Origin of the sequence: Dolosigranulum pigrum ATCC 51524, from assembly GCF_000245815.1 — a bacterium.
Taxonomy (GTDB): Bacteria; Bacillota; Bacilli; order Lactobacillales; family Carnobacteriaceae_A; genus Dolosigranulum; species Dolosigranulum pigrum.
This window is the reverse complement of sequence record NZ_JH601103.1, coordinates 669,234-692,123: the sequence shown is the minus strand read 5'-3', so window position 1 is coordinate 692,123 and position 22,890 is coordinate 669,234. Positions and strand designations below refer to the sequence as shown.

The window sequence follows — 22,890 nt, the reverse complement described above, 5'->3', positions numbered from 1 at the left end:
GTGTTATAATGTGACAGTAACATCTTAAAGGAGGAATACTATGAAATATGTTGTTGTTGGAACGTCACACTTCGGTTACGAAGCTGTACAGACGATCCTGAAGAACGAACCAGAAGCAGAAATTCATTTATTCGAGCGTGGCGATAAAGCCTCGTTCATGGGTTGAGGGAGCCAATCTTACTTAGAGGGGACCTCTAAAAGTTTAGATGAATTACACTTTGCAACAGAAGATTCTTACCGCGAACAAGGCATCCACATGCACTGTAACAGTGATGTAGTGGGCTTGAACGCTGATGAGAAGACGGTTGACGTTATCGTAGATGGTGAGAAGTCTACCATGTCATACGACAAATTACTACTTAGCCCAGGTGGTGTTGCTGTGAAGCCACCATTCGAAGGGGTCGAGTTAGATAATGTCAATACATTCCGTGGACCAGAAGACACCCAAAAAGTTTTAGATGATATGAAAGCATCTAAGAAAGCTGTCGTTATCGGTGCCGGCTACATTGGACTTGAAGTTGTTGAAGCTTTCGCTAAAGCAGGTGTCGATGTTCGTGTGATCGATATGGCTGAGCGTTTCTTACCCACTTACTTGGACAAAGAATTCACTGATGTCTTAGAAGCACACGCCAAAGAAAATGGGGTTGAATTCTACGGGGGCGAACGCGTCCAGTCATTCCAAGGTAAAGACGGTAAAGTGGCTGCTGTCGTAACAGACAAACAGACACATGAAGCGGACACTGTTGTTCTATCAATGGGTGTCAAACCTGATGCCGGCTGGTTAGCTGATGAGTTAGAAATGACCGACAAAGGCTTTGTCGTTACTGATGACTACTTGCAAACTAGCGTAAAAGATGTCTACGCTGGTGGAGATGCAACCTTCGTCCCTTACGCGCCAACTGAAGGTAAGACAAGTATTGCTCTTGCTACCATGGCACGTCGTCAAGGAGTTGTTGCAGCGATGAACGCAATGGGCAAAGAGATGAAGATGCCGGAAATGACCGGAACAAGTGCTTTATCACTCTTTGACTACAAATTCGTCAACACAGGCTTGAACGCTACAAGTGCTGAGTCGTATGAGGGTAATGTAGCTAGCAAGTATGTTGAAGAGCCATTATACCCTGAGTTCATGCGTAAACCAGGTAAAGTGATGATGAAAATTTACTATGACGAAGATGATCACCGCATTCTAGGTGCACAGTTGATGTCTAAAGAAGACATCTCAACAGCGATCGATACACTATCTGTTGCTATTGCAGCGAAGTGGACATTAGAAGACTTAGCACTTGCTGACTTCTTCTTCCAACCACGCTTTGACCGTCCATGGCACTACTTGAACGTCCTAGCAATGGCTGCTCTAGATTACAAACTTGGTGGCGCAGACAAATTATTGTTCTAAACCAACAACAGATCACACCTTGAATAAAATTGAATAAGCAAGACAAAAAGACGTGTAATGACGGAGCTTAGGCTTCGTCAAACACGTCTTTTTTCTCTGTATCAATTTGTTTTATCCCGCTAATATCTTGGACATACTCCAAGCACCCCAGATATTCGCCGGTCTTATCACGAATCGCATCGTACGTAATCATTACGAAGGTGTCGCGTGCTTCAAACCAAGCACTCGCCGTATCACGCGTTCCCTCACGTAATTCTTGCAATAATTGCTTGACAGTCTCATGGACGCGCGGTGGATGGCACATGAAGACATCCCGCCCAATCGCATTCGGTGTTCGGGGCAAAATCTTCTCGCCTCGATTGAAATATTTCACTTTATTATGTTTATCCACAAAGGTCAGCTCCAGTGGCAACTGGTCTAAGATCAAATCTGCTTCTTCTAATGTCAGTGCCCCGTGTCCGAGCTTAAGATTGCCGGCTAAGTTCATTGATTCATCAGTAGCATCTTTCGCCTCAAAATCAGTACGTTCTGGCACCCATTTTTCTTCTGGCTTCACAATACAGTAGCCGATCTCATCCATCTCATCAGCAATCTTCATCCAATCATCTTCGGTAAATACCTCTGTCACCATCGGAATTAAGATATCTTCTTCTTTCACAATCATTTCCAGAATTTCATACTTTGTTTCAGCATAATGATCCAATATCTGATCAAGCTTATTCTGCTCCAACAAGGTTATAAATTCCTTAATCAAGTCGCGAATCATATCATCCACGCCCCACATCACTTTTGGCGGTGCAGTAATATCATTCGCCTCCATAATCGGGAACCACGAATTCTCCTTGCGAGCATAGTGCTTGTCAATCTCCCATAAGATCTGTGCTTGCAACTTCAAGCCAGCCAACACATCCTCAGCCGGATCCGTCACGTAGAACTCCAATAACCGTTCGATTCGGTCAACCGCTCCTTCCAGCGCTATATTTTCTTGCTTAAGCACATGAACTGGGTGGCCTGGCTTCTCGAAATCATGTGGCGCTTCATCGGCTAGTTGAATATTCTCTAAAAAAATGGCTGCGTGCACATTACATAGCTTCATAATATCATCCGCATGAATGCCTTCATCAGCAATCAATCGGCGCTCCATCACAGAAATCTCCAAGGCACTGACATCCTTGAAGTACTTCCGAAAATCAGCCTTAACACTCTCTTCGCCTTCTCCTTCATGCAATCGGAGAATTAACTCTTTCAACTTTTGCTGACGCTTCTCTTGTTGGAGTGTTCGATTACTACGCTTACGTTCCTTACTCATGTCCCTTAACCTCATAACCGAGATCTTCTAATTTACGCACTAACGTCTCTACGCTAATCCCAATTTGTTTGGCTCCTTTTTTAGGCGATACCATGCGCCCTACCGTATGAAGCATCTTCTCATTCGCTAACGGCTCGAATCCCATCTCAATCAAGTCACGCTTTAACTTTGGATTATCTTTCACTAACTCATATACATTCTTCGTAATATCAATCAACATCATACATCCCCCTTTTCCTTTTTTATCATCCTATCACACACCCGCTTGGAATGGAAATTATATGCTAAAAATTGCCCGAGCTACAACTCCTCCAAGTGCTTTACGCCATCGAAGGTACTCAAAGTTTCAACCAATATTTGTTTGCGGTAGCGTTCTTGTAAATTAATAGAGAGGATACAGCACGTATCCTCGGAAGAATGCCCCGGATAGTCCAGTAGCTCTTCATCCTCAATGCGACTATTAATATTATAAATACCAATATTTTCTTGCGAACAATAAATAAGCAAACGGTGATAGGCTTCTGGCGATTCTAATACAATAAATAAATCCACTTCAAGAAAGTATTGCCCGAGACGTTCTTTAAACCGTAAAAAATAGCCCATTACAGTAAATAGCAATACAGCCCCCACGATCGCTCCCATATAGAAGCCAGCTCCTACTGCCAATCCAATTGATGCAACCGTCCATAAACCCGCTGCAGTTGTCAGCCCACTCACTTTATTACGGTCAGTCACTAAAATCGTGCCAGCTCCTAAGAATCCAATTCCGCTAATAACTTGCGAAGCCATACGCGTCGGATCGCCCACACCATATTGTTCTGTAATATATTGATTCGTCAACATAATCAAGGCAGATCCTAAACAAACTAAACTGTATGTCCGTAATCCTGCTGGTCGATTTTTTACCCCACGTTCTGTTCCAACAATCGATCCCAACAATAGCGACAATCCTAAGCGCAACATAATTGTCCAGATATTCAATTCATGTAGATTAATCATCACTCTCCCCCTCTCATCATTATCGTATTAGCTGTAGTATATCACTTTGTACTAACAGACGACAACTTATATTTTTACATCCAAATTATATGCAAAGAAAACAGCCTCTTCAGGCTGTTTTCTTCATTATCTTACTTAATCTTTCTTTTTAGCTGCTCCAACTATTGAAGTTATTCCGATTAATCCCATTGCCCATATACTACTTGCTGCATCTAGTTGTTCTATTTGATTATTCTTAGCTACTTCCTTAGCTTCAATTAAGATGCGGTCAAATGCGGTAACTGTCTCCTCCGCTTGTAATTGTTGGCTAAAAATTCGCTGTTGTTCGTTAGTCAAGGTTTCTAATGCCTGAATAGCCAGTTCACGTTGCGCTCGCTCTTGTACCGTAATACGGTAACGTTCCACAGATGTCAGTTGTGTAGTATCCTCCACTTCAACTAACTGATGGATTTCCGGCTTAGTGTTTTCTTGAGAGTTTTCTAACGCTTCTGCAACATTAGATTCTTCTGGTGAGTTTCGTGTGAATACTATATCGGCTAAGAATACACCATCATCAATACGGAAATTCTGTAATGTATAATTCATCTCATTAGCAAACAGTCGAATGCGCCGCTCTGCTCGCTCCAAGTTATTAAACTCACCCAATGAACCACGATGAGTCGTTCCATCTGGCAAGGTAAAGACAAAATTAGCTTCCACTTTTTGGATCTCACCTTGATTATCTTCCGGTACTGTTTCTAATTCTGACTCAGTTGGTGTTTCTTCATGGGACTGATCTAGCTCAGCAGATTCTTCCTCTGTTGATCCTTCTTCAGTTGATTGTTCTGGCTCAGGATGAGATTCTGGTTGTGAATTCGGTTGTTTTTCCGGCACCAATTCTTCTGCTGAATTTTTCACTTCTCCAAAAGATAAAGTAATATGACGGGATTCTGGCAGGCCATTGTCTTGTTCTAATAAGCGGTAACCCGCTGCCCAATACAATCGATCCATTACTCGAACAAAGTCTAATGCTTTATCACGTGAAGCAAATGTCAGTACCTCAGCCAATACTTGTCCATTAATAGTTACTTCAAATGTATACTCTCCAGCATACTGAGTCTCTGTTTGATGATCTTGTTCGCCCGGAGATTCGATCTCTCCTTGATCTGATCCTTCTTCAACACTTGACTGACTAAAGTCAATTTGGACCATAATCGGATCATGATCACTCGCACGGCCTGATTTATCCGTAAAGTCAGCGTTTACTTTTAACATATCGACTTTCGTACGATCAACTAAGTGATTCGATACTAAAATATGATCTAACACTTGCGAGTTCCCTTGATACACATAAGAATAACGTTCTTTTTCTGGGACGTGATGTACCATATTTGTCATATGCTCTCCTTCATGCACTTTCAATGGTTTTGAAAATTCGAAATCATTGAAATCTCCCATTGATACGATATTAGCATTAGGATTTTGGGCTTTCACGTCAGCAATAAACTTAGCTACCAATTTAGCAATTTCAACTCGTTGGGGTTCAGATCCTAATTCAACAGGGAATTTTTGACCAAAGTGTCCATCGTCTCCCCGCTTTGAATTCCAATGGTTAATCATCGTTATTATTTGTTGCCCTTTAAATTCAAATTGTGCTACTAAAGGTTTACGTGAATTTCTTAATGATGGATGACTTGGTTCAATTCGTCCCGGATTTAAGGTTAATTGGCCTTCATGATACGTAACAGCAGTTGTCGCATCCCCATGAGGAATTTGATCAACAAATGTCACTCGATCTGGACGGTATAAAAAGCCAGTTCGAATATTAGCATTCGGTGCGCCACCATCTGCGTTGAAGAGCGGATCAATTTGAACATACTTATACGTTACACCGGATACTTCTTTTATTTTACCAATTAAACGTTCATAACTTCTCTGCGCTTCTGGTCCACCACTTCCCGTTCCATCGAAGTCTTGAACTTCAGTCAATCCAATGATATCTGGTGCTTTCATCACTTTGCCTAGTGCTTCCGCTAGACGGTTTGTTTTCTCTTCACTTGTCTTCTCCGCAGAAAAGTTTTCTAAATTATAACTGGCTATTGTTAATTTATCCTCAGCTGGTTCAATTTTAGTAGTTGCTGGATCATGGTTAGCTGGTTGATGGATAGCTTTCAGATCAGCCAAGTCCGTATACACTTTATAGCGTCCGTAATCATACATGACCACACCTTCCACTAGACCATTGAACTGATCCCCGGTTAAGACATTAAAGTTACGTGCCTTATTATTTGGATGAGCTCTAAGTGGAATTAAATTGGCATTCGGTTTACCGTTTGCTAGACGAACACCACCATTGACTGTTTCTGCTGGGCGAGATTGTGGCACCGTATAAATATCACCGTGTGCTTGTGGTGAGACAGCTCGCAAATCTTCAGCCACTACTCGCATGGCCTCTAATGCTTCCCAGAAATCTACAGCATATTTCGTCGGATCAAATTGCTCAAAGCCATTCGGTGAAATAAATTCATCCGGAACTTGCTCAATACGAACTGGAGCAGGTAGTGGCATATTTTTTTGTAATACTTCAATTTTCCCATTCTGCGTATTAATTTGAGTAACAGGTAAATCCGTTTTTGATTTATCATTATACCCATCGATATGGTATTCATCCACACGACCTGAGACGGATACTAAATCTCCTAACTCAAGTTGCTTATCATTCTTATTACCTAAATAAAGAACAATTGCTTCAGATGTATATGGATTATCATCTTGCCGTTCATCCGGTGTTTGGATATGTGCATAAACAGCACCACGAATCTCATATAGAGCCGTTACTATTCCTTCAATATTTTCCACCATTTTTCCAACAAATGGCGAACGATGACCATCTCCTTGAATATCATGGATTTGAAGTGTTTGTTGGGAAAATGTCGTGTAAGTAAACGTTGCGACACTGCTCACTTGACCATCTTTTATAGTAATGGCTTTAATAACTGTTTCTGTATTATCCGGCAGCAAAATATCTGATTCAAAAAGCATTGATTTCGCTGTTGGATCACTACCATCAGTTGTATAAAAAATCTGTCCATTATCTGTTAATGTTGATAGTTTAATTGGTGTGCTATTTGGTATAACCCCCGACTCATGAGAACTATTCGGTTGCGCAATACTTCCTTCTGCTAATTTCAAATTCGCTTGAGCTGATACGACTACTTGAAATTCCTCATTAAACCGTTGAACAATTCCTGTAACTGATTGATAAGTCGTGTTCTCAGCTACTTGAATATCAAGATTTTCTATCCGCACAACAAATTTATTGCCATCAATCTCTGCTTCATAATTTCGCCAGTTTGTCCCACTCGCTGCAATATCAGCAATAGTTACATTCTCTACGGTGACTAATTTTGATTCATTAGCCACTACTAGATCTTTACCTGAAATCACTGTTGGTGTCACTGAAGAAGTACCTGTTTTCTTCACCTGGGTAGGATTTTGAAGTTGGATTAGCTTATTATATACCCCAATTTCCCCAGTTACTTCGATGGTATCTCCTATTTGCTCAGAAATGACATGCTGTGGATGAATCGAGATAGCAGCTGTCTCATCTTGGAGCTGTAATGTGTTACGAAGTCGGCCAACAATTGTTCCGGCGATTCGAACTGTTTCCCCAGGTTTTTTCATGCGTGCTTCCGCAATTGGAGTAATATTGAGTGCAGATGCTTCAACTGTAGGTTCTTCTGGTTTAATTTCTTTATTCTTACGCTGGCCTAAGACATCGAACGTATCAACTGGATAAACTTCCCACTCCACTGAGGCAAATACATCATGAAGTGCTGTATTGCCTGTTTGAACAGATGACTTACGGACTAATGTCTTGTCCTTCCCGAATTCATTGCGTGTTCCCACTTGACCGATTGAATCAATCACTTTATCATGCTTGCGGAGAACAATATCGTCATCTCCATTAAAATTAGCCACACTCGCTGTATCATTAAGATAAGCTTTCAATTCATCTGAAGCTTGGTTATGACCGATCACATATCCTCGACCTGATTCAAGTTCCCCACTCATTTGATAGGTATTTGTTGGATCATTAGAACCATTTGCATACAATTCAACTTGATAGTCTTCTAATGTCAACGTATTAGGAGTCCCATTGTATAATTCCAATGCTTTATTATTGCTTTTCCCTTCAAGATACGTCTTAATGATTAAATCATCTGTTTTATGTTCTAAATCGTTATCCTCAGCTGCTTTTTCAGTCTGTTCTATAACTTGTGTTTCATCTAATTCAGAAACTGCTTCTTTACTTTCAGAATGCTCTTGAATTTCTTGCGTAACTTCTTCTAATGACTCTCCAGTTGTTTCTTGCGCAATTGTATCCTGGGAATGATCATTAACAACAGGCACATTCTTATGTTCTGTTTCTAGTGATTTATCCGTCTCAGTTGTTGTAGCTACTGCGTCTAATTCATCAGCAAATACAGTTGTTTCCGATAAATTCAATACTAACGGAGCGGATAAACCTAACCCGACTAATATCATTAATTCTTTTTTCACACAACTCACTCCTAATTGTTGATATACTCTCAGTATATCATTCGGATTATCTTTTAGCAATAACGATTTCATTTGGTATATCCATCAAAAAAATAAAGTTTTAAATCAATAATACCTATTCTATATAGTTATTTATTCGGTTTTATCTGTAAAAATGAGTGCTTTAAATTAAACTTCTACATATAGATCGTACTTAATTCTTTAAGTACCGTGATCAATCGCAGATATATTATAAAAAAATTTTTTGTGGAATTATTTGATAATAAGTTGATTTGTGTTAAAATGTAATCGGTTGTTTGCTAATCTTTTGTGAACAACACATAATAGTTTTAGGAAGGTGATGACATGGGTATACGGAACTTAATTTAAGATTATTGGCCCAAGGATGAGTGAGAGCTCATCAAGTCAATAATGTTAAATTATAGAGGTGATTAGGTTGACTAAAATAAGTATAAAAGATTTAAATATTAAATTTGAAGACGTTCATGCCGTGAAAGATTTTTCGGTCGAATTAACTGATGGTGATTTCATCGCTTTAGTCGGACATAATGGGGCTGGGAAATCAACATTAATCAATACGATTGTGGGATTTCAAGCACCAACTAGCGGAGATGTGTTGATTGAGGCTGAAAATATTGAAGAAATAGGATTTTCAGTCATTGGCTTTTCCCCACAGACGACGATGCTTGATTGGTACAATAATGTCTATGATAATGTCTATTTAGGCACATTGCTAGGCAATTGTCCGACGTCAGAGGCAAGTAACCTAACTGAACAGGCGCTTAAATTGATGAATATTTTCGACTTAAAAGATAGAAGTCTAGAGCAATTATCAGGTGGACAACAGCAACGTGTCCAGATTGCACGAGCCTTAGTTCATCGTCCAGATATTTATATTCTTGATGAACCAACAGTAGGCATGGATCAGGAAACCGGTCGAGAATTATTATCTTACTTAAAAGAAGAGGCAGCTGCAGGAAAAATTGTGATTATTTCGTCTCATGATTTATCCCTGTTAGAGGAGCACTGTGATGATTTACTCTTTATGGATCATGGCGAGCTTCTATATCATGGAGAAATGACGGCTTTTGCTCAGAGCAAAGACGACCGGGATTCGTATGAAGTTTTATTTGCTGAGGATTATGATTTATCAGATGAAGAGTCCCAGAGAGCGAATAAATACAATTATAAAGTTGAACAAATAGAAGAGAACAAGGTAAAACTTACCGTTCCTAAAGGGACATTGGCTAGAGAAGTCCTGCGAGTGTTCGGGGAAGACACTCCGATTAAAAGTGTTGAACCAGAGATGATTTCTCTCAAAGAAGCTTATTTATCTATGCGTGAAGGGAGAGAATCATAATGAAGCCAACTCATTTTAGACAGATCAACTTATTGGGATCGAAGGGTTATGTCTCAATTGTCAAGAATGAAATAAAGGCATTTTTTGCCTATAAAGGGGCAGTGTTGCAACATTTACTCACACCAATTCTTTATTTCTTGTTTATTGTTCTAGGAGTCAGCTCAATGCAAAGTGTTGTTCCATACAAAGGATTAACACTCCCGTATAGTCAATATGCACTGACAGGAATCTTAGCAATGATGATGTTGACTGATATGTCACATGCAATCTATCGGGTGACGATTGACAAGCAGTATGGATTATTAGGTATGAAGTTACTCAGTGGTATTCGTCCAGTATATTACGTCATTGGAATGAGTACGTACTCGCTGTTAAGTACATCTTTAAAATCCGCTGTATTATTGGTATTGGCTGCTTTATTAGGTCATGGATTCACGCTCATGCAATCATTAGGCGTGTATGCACTTGTTATGTTGATGTCGCTATTTTGGACATCGATTGGGGTTATGATTACTGTTAAAATTAAAGATTATAAGACGAGAGATAACTTTGTATCATTTGTTGTGATTCCCGTCAGCTTTGCCGCACCAACATTCTTTGCAATTGAGTTAGCACCACGCATGTTACAGCTTGCTGTACAGTTTAACCCACTAACCCATCAATTACAATTCATGCGCGATTTACTCTTTTTAGAGGGAGATTTTATCGGTATATTATGGCTTGTTCTATTATCAGCAGCCTCAATTGCTGTTGCAAGCTACGTCATTAACCGAGCACAACTGACCTTGGCAGAACATGGATAAGAGTAGAGATAGTTTATAAAAAAGGACTGAAAAGAAACTAAATCATATCAAAAAGCAAGAAGATGAGCTAATTTCATAACGAAAAATAGCTGGGAATAATGCATCAACATTGCATTATTTCCAGCTTTTTTATCTATAAATAAAAGCCCTAAGTTGGGCCGAAACCAAACTCAGGACTTTTAAGTGTTTATTTCAATACGTTAGTCGAAAAATTACTCGACAATCTTAGAAACAACACCGGCACCAACTGTACGTCCACCTTCACGAATAGTGAATTTCGTACCAGCTTCAACCGCGATTGGTGAGATTAACTCAACAGTCATTTCAGTGTTGTCTCCAGGCATTACCATTTCAGTTCCTTCTGGTAAGTGTACAACACCTGTTACGTCAGTTGTACGGAAGAAAAACTGTGGACGGTAGTTTGAGAAGAATGGAGTGTGACGTCCACCTTCATCTTTAGACAATACATACACTTCAGCTTCGAACTTTGTGTGAGGTGTAATTGAACCTGGAGCAGCTAATACTTGTCCACGTTCAACGTCATCACGAGAAAGTCCACGTAAAAGTGCACCAATGTTGTCTCCAGCTTCCGCGTAGTCTAATAACTTACGGAACATTTCAACACCAGTAACAGTTGAAGTTGTAGTATCTTTAATACCAACGATTTCTACTTCGTCTCCAACTTTAACTTGACCTTGTTCTACACGACCAGTTGCAACTGTACCACGACCAGTAATTGAGAAAACATCCTCAACTGGCATCAAGAAGTCTTTGTCAGCGTCACGAGCTGGTGATGGAACGTACTCGTCTACTGCGTCCATTAATTCTTTAACTTTGTCCATGTGTGCACGGTCATCTTGAAGTGCTAGAAGTGCTGAACCAGCGATTACTGGTACATCGTCACCTGGGAAGTCGTATTCGCTTAATAGGTCACGAACTTCTAATTCTACTAATTCTAGTAATTCTTCGTCATCAACTTGGTCAACTTTGTTCAAGAAGACTACGAAGTGCTCAATACCAACCTGACGTGCAAGCAAGATGTGCTCACGAGTTTGTGGCATTGGACCATCTGCAGCAGATACTACTAAGATAGCTCCATCCATTTGTGCAGCACCGGTAATCATGTTTTTGATGTAGTCGGCGTGTCCTGGGCAGTCAACGTGTGCGTAGTGACGGTTTTCAGTTGAGTACTCAACGTGAGAAGTTGCGATTGTAATTCCACGTTCACGCTCTTCTGCTGCACCATCGATTTGGTCGTAAGCAGATGCTTCTGCAAGACCTAATTCAGCTAATACGTAAGTGATAGCTGCTGTTAAGGTAGTTTTACCGTGGTCGACGTGTCCTAGTGTACCAATATTCATATGCTCTTTCGAACGATCAAATTTTTCTTTTGCCATGAATGATATCCTCCTTAAGGATTTTGTTGTTTAGTTTATCGTACAGATATTCTCTGCACATTTATCTTCATTATACCTCTTTCAGTTCATAACTTCAATAAATGTGCATTGATATTCTGTAGTTTGTAGGTGGAATTAAGCTTGGCCACCGTTTTTCTTAATAATTTCTTCTGCAATGCTTGTTGGAACTGGTGCATAGTGGGCAAATTGCATAGAGAAGGTTCCGCGTCCTTGTGTTGATGAACGGAGAGTTGTTGCGTATCCGAACATTTCTGATAAAGGAATCGTTCCTTTAACGATTAAGGCATTCCCGCGCGGTTCTTGTCCTTCGATTTGTCCACGACGACTTGAGATGTGTCCCATAACGTCTCCCAAGTATTCTTCTGGTACTGTAATCTCAACAGCCATCATTGGCTCTAAAATAACAGGTCCAGCAGATTTGGCAGCGTTTCTTAGGGCTAAGGAAGCAGCTACTTTGAAGGCCGCTTCACTCGAGTCGACATCGTGGTATGACCCATCGTATAGTTTCGCTTTTACGTCAACTAATGGGTAACCAGCTAAGACACCATTTTCCATTGCGTCTTGAAGTCCAGCGTCAACTGAAGGGATGTATTCTCTTGGAACAGATCCTCCGACAATTGCGTCTTCGAATTCGTATCCTTCACCTTCGTCGTTTGGTGAGAATTCAATCCAAACGTGACCGAATTGACCTTTACCACCAGACTGACGAACGAATTTACCTTCTGCTTCAACTGTTTTGGTGAATGTTTCACGGTAAGATACTTGTGGGTTACCGATATTCGCTTCAACTTTAAATTCACGCTTCAATCGGTCTACAATAATATCTAAGTGTAACTCACCCATACCAGCGATCAATGTTTCACCAGTTTCGTGATCTGTTTCAGCTTTGAAGGTTGGATCCTCTTCAGCTAATTTAGATAACGCTACAGACATTTTATCTTGGTCTGCTTTAGATTTTGGTTCGATCGCTACTTGAATAACAGGCTCAGGGAATTCCATTGATTCTAGGATAACTGGATCATCTAGGTCACATAATGTGTCCCCTGTTCCGGTATCCTTAAGTCCTACTGCTGCAGCGATATCGCCAGAGAAGACTTCTGGAATTTCTTCACGCGAGTTCGCGTGCATCTGAAGAATACGTCCAACACGCTCACGCGAGTCTTTCGTAGCGTTCAAGATGTATGAACCTGATTCCAATGTTCCAGAGTATACACGGAAGAATGTTAGACGTCCAACATATGGGTCAGTCATTACCTTGAAGGCAAGAGCTGAGAATGGTTGGTCGTCGCCAGCTTCACGCTTAACAACTTTGTCTGGATCATCTTGTACGTGACCTTCAATCGCAGGTACGTCAGTTGGTGCAGGTAGGTAATCTACGACTGCATTCAAGACTAATTGTACCCCTTTGTTCTTGAAGGCTGTACCACAAAGTACTGGGAAGAATTCAACGTCAAGTGTTGCTTGACGGATTCCCGCTTTAAGTTGTTCGTTAGTGATTTCTTCTCCTTCAAGATAAGACATCATTAACTCTTCATCAAGTTCAACAACCGCTTCAACTAATTTTTCACGGTATGTTTTCGCTTGGTCTTTGTATTCATCAGGAATTTCAACTTCATTAATTTCAGTTCCCAAGTCATTACCGTATACGTAAGCTTTCATTTCGACAAGATCAATAATCCCTTCGAAATCATCTTCCGCACCAATTGGCAATTGAATTGGGTGGGCATTTGCATCTAAACGATCATGTAATGATTCAGACGCGTTGATGAAGTTTGCTCCAAGTTTGTCCATCTTGTTGACGAATACAATACGTGGAACGTGGTAAGTTGTTGCCTGACGCCAAACTGTTTCAGTTTGTGGTTCTACTCCTGATTGTGCATCTAAAACCGCTACGGCTCCATCTAATACACGGAGTGAACGTTCAACCTCGACGGTAAAGTCCACGTGACCAGGTGTATCAATAATGTTGATACGGTGGTCTAACCATGAAGTTGTTGTCGCAGCTGATGTAATGGTAATCCCACGTTCTTGTTCTTGTTCCATCCAGTCCATCTGTGAAGCTCCTTCGTGAGTTTCACCGATTTTGTGGATTCGACCTGAGTAGTATAAAATACGCTCAGTTGTTGTTGTTTTACCAGCATCAATGTGGGCCATGATACCAATATTACGAGTTCTCTCTAGTGGAAATGCTCTTTTTGCCACTTATCTTTACACCTCTCTATATCTATGTGTCTGCAAGTGTTCATTTACCCATAATTAACTGTATAACAGATAATTAGCGGGGTAAGTTCGGGAAAATTACCAACGATAGTGAGCGAATGCTTTGTTCGCTTCAGCCATTCGGTGCATTTCTTCACGTTTACGAACAGATGCACCTGTGTTGTTCGCTGCATCCATAATTTCTTTCGCTAAACGCTCTTCCATGTTGTATTCTCCACGCAAACGAGCGTAATTCACTAACCAACGTAGCGCCAAAGTTGTTCGACGTTCTGGACGAACTTCAACTGGTACTTGGTAGTTCGAACCACCAACACGACGCGCTTTAACTTCTAGCACAGGCATGATGTTCTCGAGTGCTTGTTCGAATACTTCAACTGGATCATCACCCGTTTGTTCTTTAATGGCATCAAATGCTTTGTATAAAATAGTTGACGCCTTCCCACGCTTACCATCAACCATTAATCGGTTAATTAAACGTGTTACTAATTTTGAATTATAAATCGGATCCGCTAATACTTCGCGTTTCTCCGCTTGACCTTTTCGTGACATGACACCCCTCCTTTCGACAAAAATTTATTCAGTCTAATCTGTTAATTATTTAGGTTTTTTTGTACCGTATTTAGAACGACCATTGCGACGCTCTGATACACCTGCTGTATCTAACGCTCCACGAACAACGTGGTAACGAACACCAGGTAAATCCTTTACACGACCTCCACGAATAAGGACAACTGAGTGTTCTTGTAAGTTGTGACCTTCTCCTGGGATGTAAGCAGTTACCTCGATTTGGTTCGATAAGCGAACACGTGCGTATTTACGTAACGCTGAGTTCGGTTTCTTCGGTGCCATTGTTCCGACACGCGTACACACACCACGTTTTTGCGGTGAGTAGACCGTTGTTTGCTTACGTTTTAGTGTATTGTATCCTTTGTTTAACGCTGGAGATTCTGATTTCCCTTGTTTCGTTTTACGCGGTTTACGTACTAATTGGTTAATTGTAGGCATAAGTTTGAGTCCTCCCTTCATTGAATAATCTAATTGTAAATCTAATCCCACACATCCAGGTGTTTCATTTTTTAGAAAAAAGAAACACTCGCTTAATTGCGAATTATGTGGGGTGGCTTCTGACTACGAGACTGACTTTGTTATCAGAACTCAGTCCTCTAACAAAAGCACCTTACACAATATACCACACAATTTTCTTTTCGTCAAATAAAATAAGAGTTTTTTAATGAAATAGGCAAGAAAAACTTGTTCCAATCATATTCATCTCTGTTATTCCTATAAAAAAGACTGAAGCTACTTCAAGAGTAACCTCAGTCTCCTTATTTAGATCGATTTAATTAGTCTTCTTCCACAGCTTCTATTTCATCAATTGCTTCGCTCTGATCGTTGATGCTGTAGACATTTTCGCTAACAACACCGACTGATTTCGGCTCAATACTGCTATAAATATCCATTCCGGTTCCGGCTGGGATATTCTTACCGATAATGACGTTTTCTTTCAGTCCAATGAGGTTATCTGTTTTACCACGGATTGCTGCATCGGTAAGGACACGTGTTGTTTCTTGGAATGAAGCAGCTGATAGGAAACTATCTGTCTCCAACGATGCTTTCGTAATTCCTAGAAGAACTAAGCGTGCAGTCGCAGGTTGGCCACCTGACATCAGTGCTTTTTTGTTACGTTCCTTGAATTCATGCAAGTCAATCATTGTTCCTGGCAAGATGTCTGTGTCACCTGGATCTTGTACACGAACTTTACGCAACATCTGACGGACCATTACTTCAACGTGCTTATCACCGATTTCCACCCCTTGTGAACGGTAAGCGTACTGTACTTCTTGTAAGAGATAGTTCTTCAATGTTTCAGCATCACTAACGGCAAGGAGTTCTTTCGGATCGATTGACCCTTCATTCAATGGATCACCACGTTCGATGACATCTCCAACTTCAACTTTCATGCGGGCATTGATTGGAATTTCGTACGAACGAGTGTCAACTTCTCCTTTAATGGTGACAACTTTTGTCCGTTCTTCGGCATTCTCGGTAATATCAGCAACTTCTCCTGATACTTCTGTAATGGTTGCTTGCCCTTTTGGATGACGGGCTTCGAAGATCTCTTGAACACGAGGAAGACCTTGTGTGATATCATCTCCAGCAACTCCTCCGGTGTGGAAGGTACGCATCGTTAACTGAGTACCTGGTTCCCCGATTGATTGAGCAGCAATCGTTCCAACCGCTTCTCCGACTTCAACTTCACGGCCAGTTGCTAAGTTACGTCCATAACAGTGCTTGCAGACACCGTGTTGCGTATTACAGCTAAAGACAGAACGAATCGTTACTTCTTCAATACCAGCATCAACAATTTGGCGCCCTTTATCTTCGGTAATAATTTCGTTCTCACGAACGATTACTTCATCTGTTTCTGGATGACGAACGGTGACGCGAGCATAACGTCCAATAATTCGGTCAATCAGTGGTTCGATCACTTCATTACCTACTTTAATGGCACGGGCAGTTAAGCCTTGTTTCGTTCCACAGTCTTCTTCTCGAATAATGACATCTTGTGCCACATCAACTAATCGACGCGTCAAGTAACCTGAGTCGGCTGTTTTCAGCGCGGTATCGGTCATTCCTTTACGTGCCCCGTGAGTCGAGATGAACATCTCTAAGACAGATAGTCCTTCACGGAAGTTCGATGTAATTGGAAGTTCCATAATTTCTCCACTCGGTGCGGCCATTAACCCACGCATACCTGCAAGTTGGGTAAAGTTGGAGATGTTACCACGAGCACCAGAATCACTCATCATGAAGATATTATTCTTACGATCAAGTGACGTTTTCAAGGCTTCTTGAATATCATCTTTCGCTTGGTTCCAAACTTCAATAACTTTTGTATAACGCTCATCTTCAGTAATCAATCCACGACGGTGTGTGGCATTGATCTTGTCCACTTTGGCATGAGCTTTCTCTAAAATAACTGGTTTTTCTTCTAAGGCTGAAATATCCGCAATCCCAACTGTAATACCTGAAATAGTTGAATATTTGTAGCCTAGGTTCTTCATTCTGTCCAGCATCTTAGATGTTTCAGTCACTTGGAAATCCTTGAAGACTTGGGCAATAATATTTCCTAAGTCTTTCTTACCAAATGGCTTCACTAACGGCATTTCACTAATCGTCTTCGGAATGTCCGTTCCGTAATCTAAGAAGTACTTGTCTGGTGTTTTTTCTTCTAAGTTAACTCGAGACGGTTCGTTCAAGTACGGGAATTCGTCCGGCATAATTTCGTTGAAGATCAATTTCCCAACTGTTGTGACGAGGTATTGCTTGCGCTGCTCATCGGTAAATGGTTTGTGCGCTAAGTCAGCTGTTTGGATAGCTACTCGCGTATGCAAATGAACATAGCCGGTTTGGTAAGCTTGAATGGCTTCAGATACACTTGAAAAACGTGATCCTTCACCTTGTTTACCATTATCTTCCATTGTTAGGTAATAGTTCCCTAATACCATATCCTGTGATGGTGTTACGACTGGTTTTCCATCTTTTGGATTCAAGATGTTCTGTGCCCCAAGCATGAGGATACGGGCTTCAGCTTGGGCTTCATCACTTAATGGTACGTGAACCGCCATCTGGTCTCCATCGAAGTCGGCATTGTAGGCCTCACAAGCAAGTGGGTGCAGTTGAATGGCTTTTCCTTCAACTAATACCGGCTCGAATGCTTGGATACCCAGACGGTGCAAGGTCGGTGCTCGGTTTAGAAGGACTGGGTGTTCTCGAATGACATCTTCTAGCACGTTCCAGACTGATTCATCCATACGTTCCACTTTACGCTTCGCATTTTTGATGTTATTAGCAATTTCGCGCTCCACTAATTCGCGCATAACGAATGGCTTGAAGAGCTCCAATGCCATTTCTTTCGGTAGACCACATTGATACATCTTCAACTTCGGTCCAACAACGATAACCGAACGACCTGAGTAGTCGACACGTTTTCCGAGCAAGTTTTGACGGAATCGTCCTTGTTTCCCTTTCAACATGTGAGAGAGCGACTTCAATGGACGGTTTCCTGGGCCAGTTACTGCACGACCGCGACGACCGTTATCAACTAAAGCATCCACCGCTTCTTGGAGCATACGCTTCTCGTTCTGAACGATAATGTGCGGTGCATTCAAGTCCAAGAGACGCTTCAGACGGTTATTTCGGTTAATGACACGACGGTATAAGTCGTTCAAGTCACTAGTTGCAAAACGTCCCCCTTCGAGTTGGACCATTGGACGCAATTCTGGTGGGATAATTGGAATAACATCCAAGATCATCCACTCTGGTTTGTTATTCGAATCATTGAATGCATCTAGGATATCTAGACGACGAATAGCTCGCGAACGTTTTTGGCCGGTTGCTGTTTGGAGTAGTTCTTTTAGTTCATCAATCTCTGCTTGAATATCAAGGTTCTTCAATAATGTACGGACACCTTCCGCACCGATATCAGCTTGGAAATCCGTGCCGTATTTATGACGGTACTGACGGTATTCGCGTTCTGTCAGTAGTTGTTTCTCTTCTAATGGGGTATCGCCCGCATCTGTAACCACATAAGATGCGAAATAGATAATCTCTTCCAATGAGCGCGGACTCATATCTAGAATCAGCCCCATACGTGACGGAATACCCTTGAAGTACCAGATGTGTGTCACTGGTGCAGCAAGTTCTAAGTGGCCCATACGTTCACGACGGACGCTAGACTTCGTAACTTCTACCCCACAACGATCACAGACAATTCCTTTATAATGCACACGTTTATATTTTCCACATGAACATTCATAGTCTTTAGTTGGACCGAAGATTCTCTCACAAAATAGTCCATCTTTTTCTGGTTTTAGTGTACGGTAATTGATTGTTTCCGGTTTTTTAACTTCCCCACGTGACCAACTACGGATCTTATCAGGTGAAGCTAAGCCAATTTGAATACTTTCGAAATTATTTACATCTACCAAGGGGGCAAACCTCCCTTATAAGTTTTTTTGAGCTGCCCTATGCTCTGCCGGGGAACTCCCCGGCGACTCTGCGACATTTATGTCATTACTTATTTATTTTTCTTGTTTTCTGCTTCTTCTTTTTCAGCTTTTTCTTTGGCACGTTTCGCTTCTTGCTCTTTTTTCATTTTCTCTAAAGAGTCAACATAGCCTTCGCCATCGTCTTGATCCGTCTCGATTAAGTTAATTTCATTCTTGTCTTTATCGAGTACTTTCAAGTCAAGACCAAGTGATTGTAATTCATGAACAAGGACACGGAAAGATTCCGGTACACCTGGACGCGGGATTTGTTCTCCTTTAACAATCGCTTCGTACGTATTCACTCGTCCGACGATATCATCTGATTTGTACGTTAGGATTTCTTGTAAGGTATATGCCGCTCCATAAGCTTCCAGCGCCCATACCTCCATCTCACCGAATCGCTGTCCACCAAACTGTGCTTTACCGCCCAGTGGTTGCTGTGTAACAAGTGAGTATGGTCCGGTTGAACGAGCATGTAGCTTATCATCAACCATGTGAGCTAGTTTCAAGAAGTACATAACGCCAACTGATACTTTTTGGTCAAATTTCTGACCAGTTCGTCCATCATACAAGACACTTTTCGCATCGTCATCCATACCTGCTTCACGAATCGTCTCCCAAACATCTTCTTCCGATGCACCATCGAAGACAGGTGTCGCTAAGTGAATACCGAGTTTTCGAGCAGCCATTCCCATATGAAGCTCGATAACCTGACCGATATTCATACGTGATGGCACCCCAAGTGGGTTCAACATGACATCAACGGGTGTTCCATCTTCTAAGAATGGCATATCTTCTTCTGGTAAAATGAGGGAAACAACCCCTTTGTTACCGTGACGTCCTGCTAGTTTATCCCCAACGCTAATTTTACGTTTTTGGGCAATAAAGACACGGACAAGGTAATTCACACCTGGTGATAGCTCATCGCCGGCTTCACGGGTAAAGACTTTTACGTCATGAACAATTCCGCCACCGCCATGAGGTACACGCAATGAGGTATCGCGAACTTCACGGGCTTTTTCCCCAAAGATAGCGTGCAGTAATTTTTCTTCCGCTGATAGTTCAGAAACTCCTTTTGGTGTTACTTTACCTACCAAAATATCGCCATCCTGAACTTCTGCTCCAACACGGATAATACCACGTTCATCCAGATCTTTCAGCGCACTATCACCGACGTTTGGAATTTCGCGAGTAATTTCTTCTGGTCCAAGTTTTGTATCACGTGCTTCAGATTCCAGTTCATCAATATGAATCGATGTATAGACGTCATCTTTCACTAAGCGTTCACTCATAATGATGGCATCCTCGAAGTTGTATCCATCGAAGGAAGTGAAGGCAATTAATGGGTTCTTCCCAAGAGCCATTTCTCCTTTATCCATGGATGGTCCATCTGCTAGGATTTCACCTTTTTCAACTTGGTCACCGCTCTTGACAATCGGTACTTGATTGTAAGATGTTCCTGAGTTTGAGCGTTGGAATTTCATCAATACATATTCACGTTTCGTACCATCTTCTTCGCGGACGTGAATTTTCTTCGCATCAACATATTCTACCGTTCCACTCTGCTTCGCAATTACAGCAGATCCTGAGTCACGAGCAGATCGGTGTTCCATTCCAGTTCCGACAAGTGGAGCAGCTGGTTTCATCAGTGGCACAGCTTGTCGTTGCATGTTAGCTCCCATTAAAGCTCGGTTCGAGTCATCATTCTCTAAGAACGGAATGCTGGCTGTAGCGACTGAGACAACTTGCTTCGGTGATACATCCATATAATCCACTCGATCAACACTTAATTCTTCGTTGACATCTAGATATCGTGCTAAGACCATATCGTTCTTGAAGGTATTATCTTCGTTTAATTCAGCGTTTGCCTGCGCGACAACGTATAAATCTTCTTCATCCGCTGATAGATATTCGATTTCATCAGTAACTTTTCCATCGACCACTTTACGGTAAGGCGTCTCGATAAAGCCGTACTCGTTAATCTTCGCGTAAGTGGATAAACTGTTAATTAATCCAATGTTCGGCCCCTCAGGTGTTTCGATTGGACACATACGACCGTAGTGAGAATAGTGAACATCTCGCACTTCATATCCCGCACGGTCACGGGTTAATCCACCTGGTCCCAGAGCTGATAGACGACGCTTATGCGTCAACTCGCCTAGTGGGTTGGTCTGGTCCATGAACTGAGATAATTGAGACGATCCGAAGAATTCCTTCAGCGATGCTACCACAGGACGGATATTAATTAATTGTTGCGGTGTCATACTTGACGTATCTTGAATCGACATACGTTCGCGGACAACACGCTCCATTCGGCTAAGCCCAATACGGAACTGGTTTTGTAAGAGTTCCCCTACTGAACGAATACGGCGGTTACCTAAGTGGTCAATATCATCCACTTCCCCAATACCTTCTTGTAAGTTAAAGAAGTAACTGATAGCCGCAATCATATCAGCCGGCACAATCCACTTCGCATCTTTATCAGGTTGACCGTTCCCAATTAAATGAGTCACCTGGTCAGGATTTTCTTTCGAGTAAACTTTAATCAGTTGTAAATCAATTGGGTCTGTCACAACGGCATCTTCAGACGGTTCAACCGTGATCATCCCTAAGCCATTATCTAAGTGAGGAGCTAGCATATCCATCACTTCTCTTGTGACTTCTGTTCCTTCTGAAGCAAGCAATTCGCCTGTCTCTGGATCAGCAAGTGATTCCGCTAAAATGGTCCCCATCATTCGGTTCTTCAAGTCCAACTTCTTGTTCATCTTGAAACGACCAACATAAGCTAAATCATAACGCTTCGGATCGAAGAATCGCGTGTTCAAGAGGCTACGAGCTGATTCAGCTGTTTTAGGCTCACCTGGGCGTAGACGCTCATAAATATCTTTCAACGCTTCTTCTACGCGTGAGTCTGAAGTTGATTTGTGCACATCTTTTTCCAAGGTTGCTTCCAGACTTTCATTCGGCCCCAGAATATCTAAAATCTCATCATCTGAGCCAATACCAAGCGCACGCATAAGGACTGTAATTGGAATCTTACGTGTCCGGTCAATTCGTACATTCGATAAGCCTTTTGTATCTGTTTCGTATTCTAACCAAGCACCACGGTTCGGAATAACAACCGTACTGAACCCTTCGCGTCCATTATTTTCAACTTTTGGACTGTAATATACACCTGGTGATCGCACAAGTTGTGAGACAATAACACGCTCTGCCCCGTTAATAATAAATGTTCCTTGTTCTGTCATCAGTGGGAAGTCTCCGAAGAACACTTCTTGCTCTTTCACTTCACCTGTCTCTTTATTAATTAAACGTAATTTTACATATAATGGGGCTGAATAGTTCGCATCGTGCTCGCGCGCCTCATCTACTGTATATTTCTCTTCTTGAAACTGGAAATCAACAAACTCCAATGACAAATTCCCAGAGAAATCATCAATCGGCGAAATATCGCCAAACATTTCATTCAACCCTTCTGACAAGAACCAATCGTATGACTGGGTTTGAATTTCGATCAAATTGGGAAGATCTAATACTTCATTAATTCTTGAGTAACTACGACGTACGCGATGTCTACCAAACTTCACATCTTTTCCAACCAAGCTGTTCACCTCTCATAATTATTATGTACAGAGTTGCGCTTCGGGATATTACATTTGTGTAACAAATATTACAATTTAATTACATTGCCAAATTGAATCCCTTTTTAGACACAAAAAAAGACAAAAGATTCCCGGTTTTTTTGATAATACTCCCTCATCTTTTGCTCTATTCCACGGCTAGCTTACG

At 41.5% G+C, this 22,890-nt stretch carries 14 protein-coding genes and 1 pseudogene; 5 read left to right on the top strand and 10 right to left on the bottom strand.

Annotated features, from left to right (window positions below; all coding sequences use genetic code 11):
* Positions 1–40: 40 nt before the first annotated feature.
* The 3 genes and pseudogenes from HMPREF9703_RS09210 (at position 41) to HMPREF9703_RS09275 (ending at position 1,399) form a co-directional block, all read left to right on the top strand.
* Positions 41–166 (top strand): hypothetical protein, encoded by a 126-nt coding sequence (locus HMPREF9703_RS09210; RefSeq protein WP_004635565.1) that lies wholly within the window; start codon positions 41–43, stop codon positions 164–166.
* An 81-nt stretch (positions 167–247) separates the two neighbouring features.
* A pseudogene (locus tag HMPREF9703_RS09280) lies at positions 248–937 on the top strand (NAD(P)/FAD-dependent oxidoreductase); the annotation flags it as partial.
* A complete protein-coding gene (locus HMPREF9703_RS09275; protein ID WP_341462830.1) occupies positions 932–1,399 on the top strand; it encodes an oxidoreductase dimerization domain-containing protein in 468 nt (155 codons plus the stop codon). The pseudogene HMPREF9703_RS09280 and the gene HMPREF9703_RS09275, both read left to right, overlap by 6 nt.
* 67 nt (positions 1,400–1,466) lie before the next feature.
* On the opposite strand, the gene HMPREF9703_RS03160 is transcribed toward HMPREF9703_RS09275, so the two are convergent.
* The 4 genes from HMPREF9703_RS03160 to HMPREF9703_RS08725 form a co-directional block, all read right to left on the bottom strand.
* Entirely contained in the window at positions 1,467–2,708 is a 1,242-nt protein-coding gene (locus HMPREF9703_RS03160) for a DUF438 domain-containing protein (protein ID WP_004635560.1), read from the bottom strand.
* Positions 2,701–2,928 carry a DUF1858 domain-containing protein gene (locus HMPREF9703_RS03155; protein ID WP_004635558.1) on the bottom strand — a complete coding sequence of 76 codons (228 nt, stop codon included), beginning with the start codon at positions 2,926–2,928 and terminating at the stop codon, positions 2,701–2,703. Before HMPREF9703_RS03155 ends, HMPREF9703_RS03160 begins: the two co-directional genes overlap by 8 nt.
* A gap of 80 nt (positions 2,929–3,008) precedes the next feature.
* Positions 3,009–3,707, bottom strand: coding sequence for an MgtC/SapB family protein (locus HMPREF9703_RS03150; protein WP_004635554.1), 699 nt, complete (start codon positions 3,705–3,707; stop codon positions 3,009–3,011).
* A 135-nt stretch (positions 3,708–3,842) separates the two neighbouring features.
* A complete protein-coding gene (locus HMPREF9703_RS08725; protein WP_167535647.1) occupies positions 3,843–8,249 on the bottom strand; it encodes a DUF8508 domain-containing protein in 4,407 nt (1,468 codons plus the stop codon).
* Positions 8,250–8,685: 436 nt separating this feature from the next.
* Between HMPREF9703_RS08725 and HMPREF9703_RS03140 the strand changes: the two genes are divergently transcribed.
* Together HMPREF9703_RS03140 and HMPREF9703_RS03135 are read left to right on the top strand one after the other, a co-directional pair.
* Complete coding sequence (locus HMPREF9703_RS03140; protein ID WP_004635550.1) at positions 8,686–9,609, top strand: ABC transporter ATP-binding protein; 924 nt, start codon at positions 8,686–8,688, stop codon at positions 9,607–9,609.
* The gene (locus tag HMPREF9703_RS03135) at positions 9,609–10,412 is read left to right on the top strand and encodes an ABC transporter permease (protein WP_004635549.1); all 804 of its coding nucleotides are present in this window, start codon (positions 9,609–9,611) and stop codon (positions 10,410–10,412) included. Before HMPREF9703_RS03140 ends, HMPREF9703_RS03135 begins: the two co-directional genes overlap by 1 nt.
* Before the next feature lie 212 nt (positions 10,413–10,624).
* Here the strand turns inward: HMPREF9703_RS03135 and tuf are convergent, their stop codons facing one another.
* The 6 genes from tuf to rpoB all read right to left on the bottom strand — a co-directional run bounded on the left by tuf (position 10,625) and on the right by rpoB (position 22,712).
* Positions 10,625–11,809 (bottom strand): elongation factor Tu, encoded by a 1,185-nt coding sequence (gene tuf / locus HMPREF9703_RS03130; RefSeq protein WP_004635547.1) that lies wholly within the window; start codon positions 11,807–11,809, stop codon positions 10,625–10,627.
* 135 nt (positions 11,810–11,944) lie between these two features.
* Positions 11,945–14,032: an elongation factor G gene (gene fusA / locus HMPREF9703_RS03125; RefSeq protein ID WP_004635545.1), complete on the bottom strand. Its 2,088-nt coding sequence runs from the start codon at positions 14,030–14,032 to the stop codon at positions 11,945–11,947.
* A 96-nt stretch (positions 14,033–14,128) separates the two neighbouring features.
* The gene (rpsG, locus tag HMPREF9703_RS03120; RefSeq protein ID WP_004635543.1) at positions 14,129–14,599 is read right to left on the bottom strand and encodes a 30S ribosomal protein S7; all 471 of its coding nucleotides are present in this window, start codon (positions 14,597–14,599) and stop codon (positions 14,129–14,131) included.
* A gap of 45 nt (positions 14,600–14,644) precedes the next feature.
* Entirely contained in the window at positions 14,645–15,055 is a 411-nt protein-coding gene (gene rpsL, locus HMPREF9703_RS03115) for a 30S ribosomal protein S12 (protein WP_004635542.1), read from the bottom strand.
* Positions 15,056–15,393: 338 nt separating this feature from the next.
* Entirely contained in the window at positions 15,394–19,041 is a 3,648-nt protein-coding gene (gene rpoC, locus HMPREF9703_RS03110) for a DNA-directed RNA polymerase subunit beta' (RefSeq protein ID WP_004635540.1), read from the bottom strand.
* An 89-nt stretch (positions 19,042–19,130) separates the two neighbouring features.
* On the bottom strand, positions 19,131–22,712 hold the full coding sequence (gene rpoB, locus HMPREF9703_RS03105; protein ID WP_155800798.1) for a DNA-directed RNA polymerase subunit beta: 3,582 nt from the start codon (positions 22,710–22,712) through the stop codon (positions 19,131–19,133).
* Between the last annotated feature and the right edge of the window lie 178 nt (positions 22,713–22,890).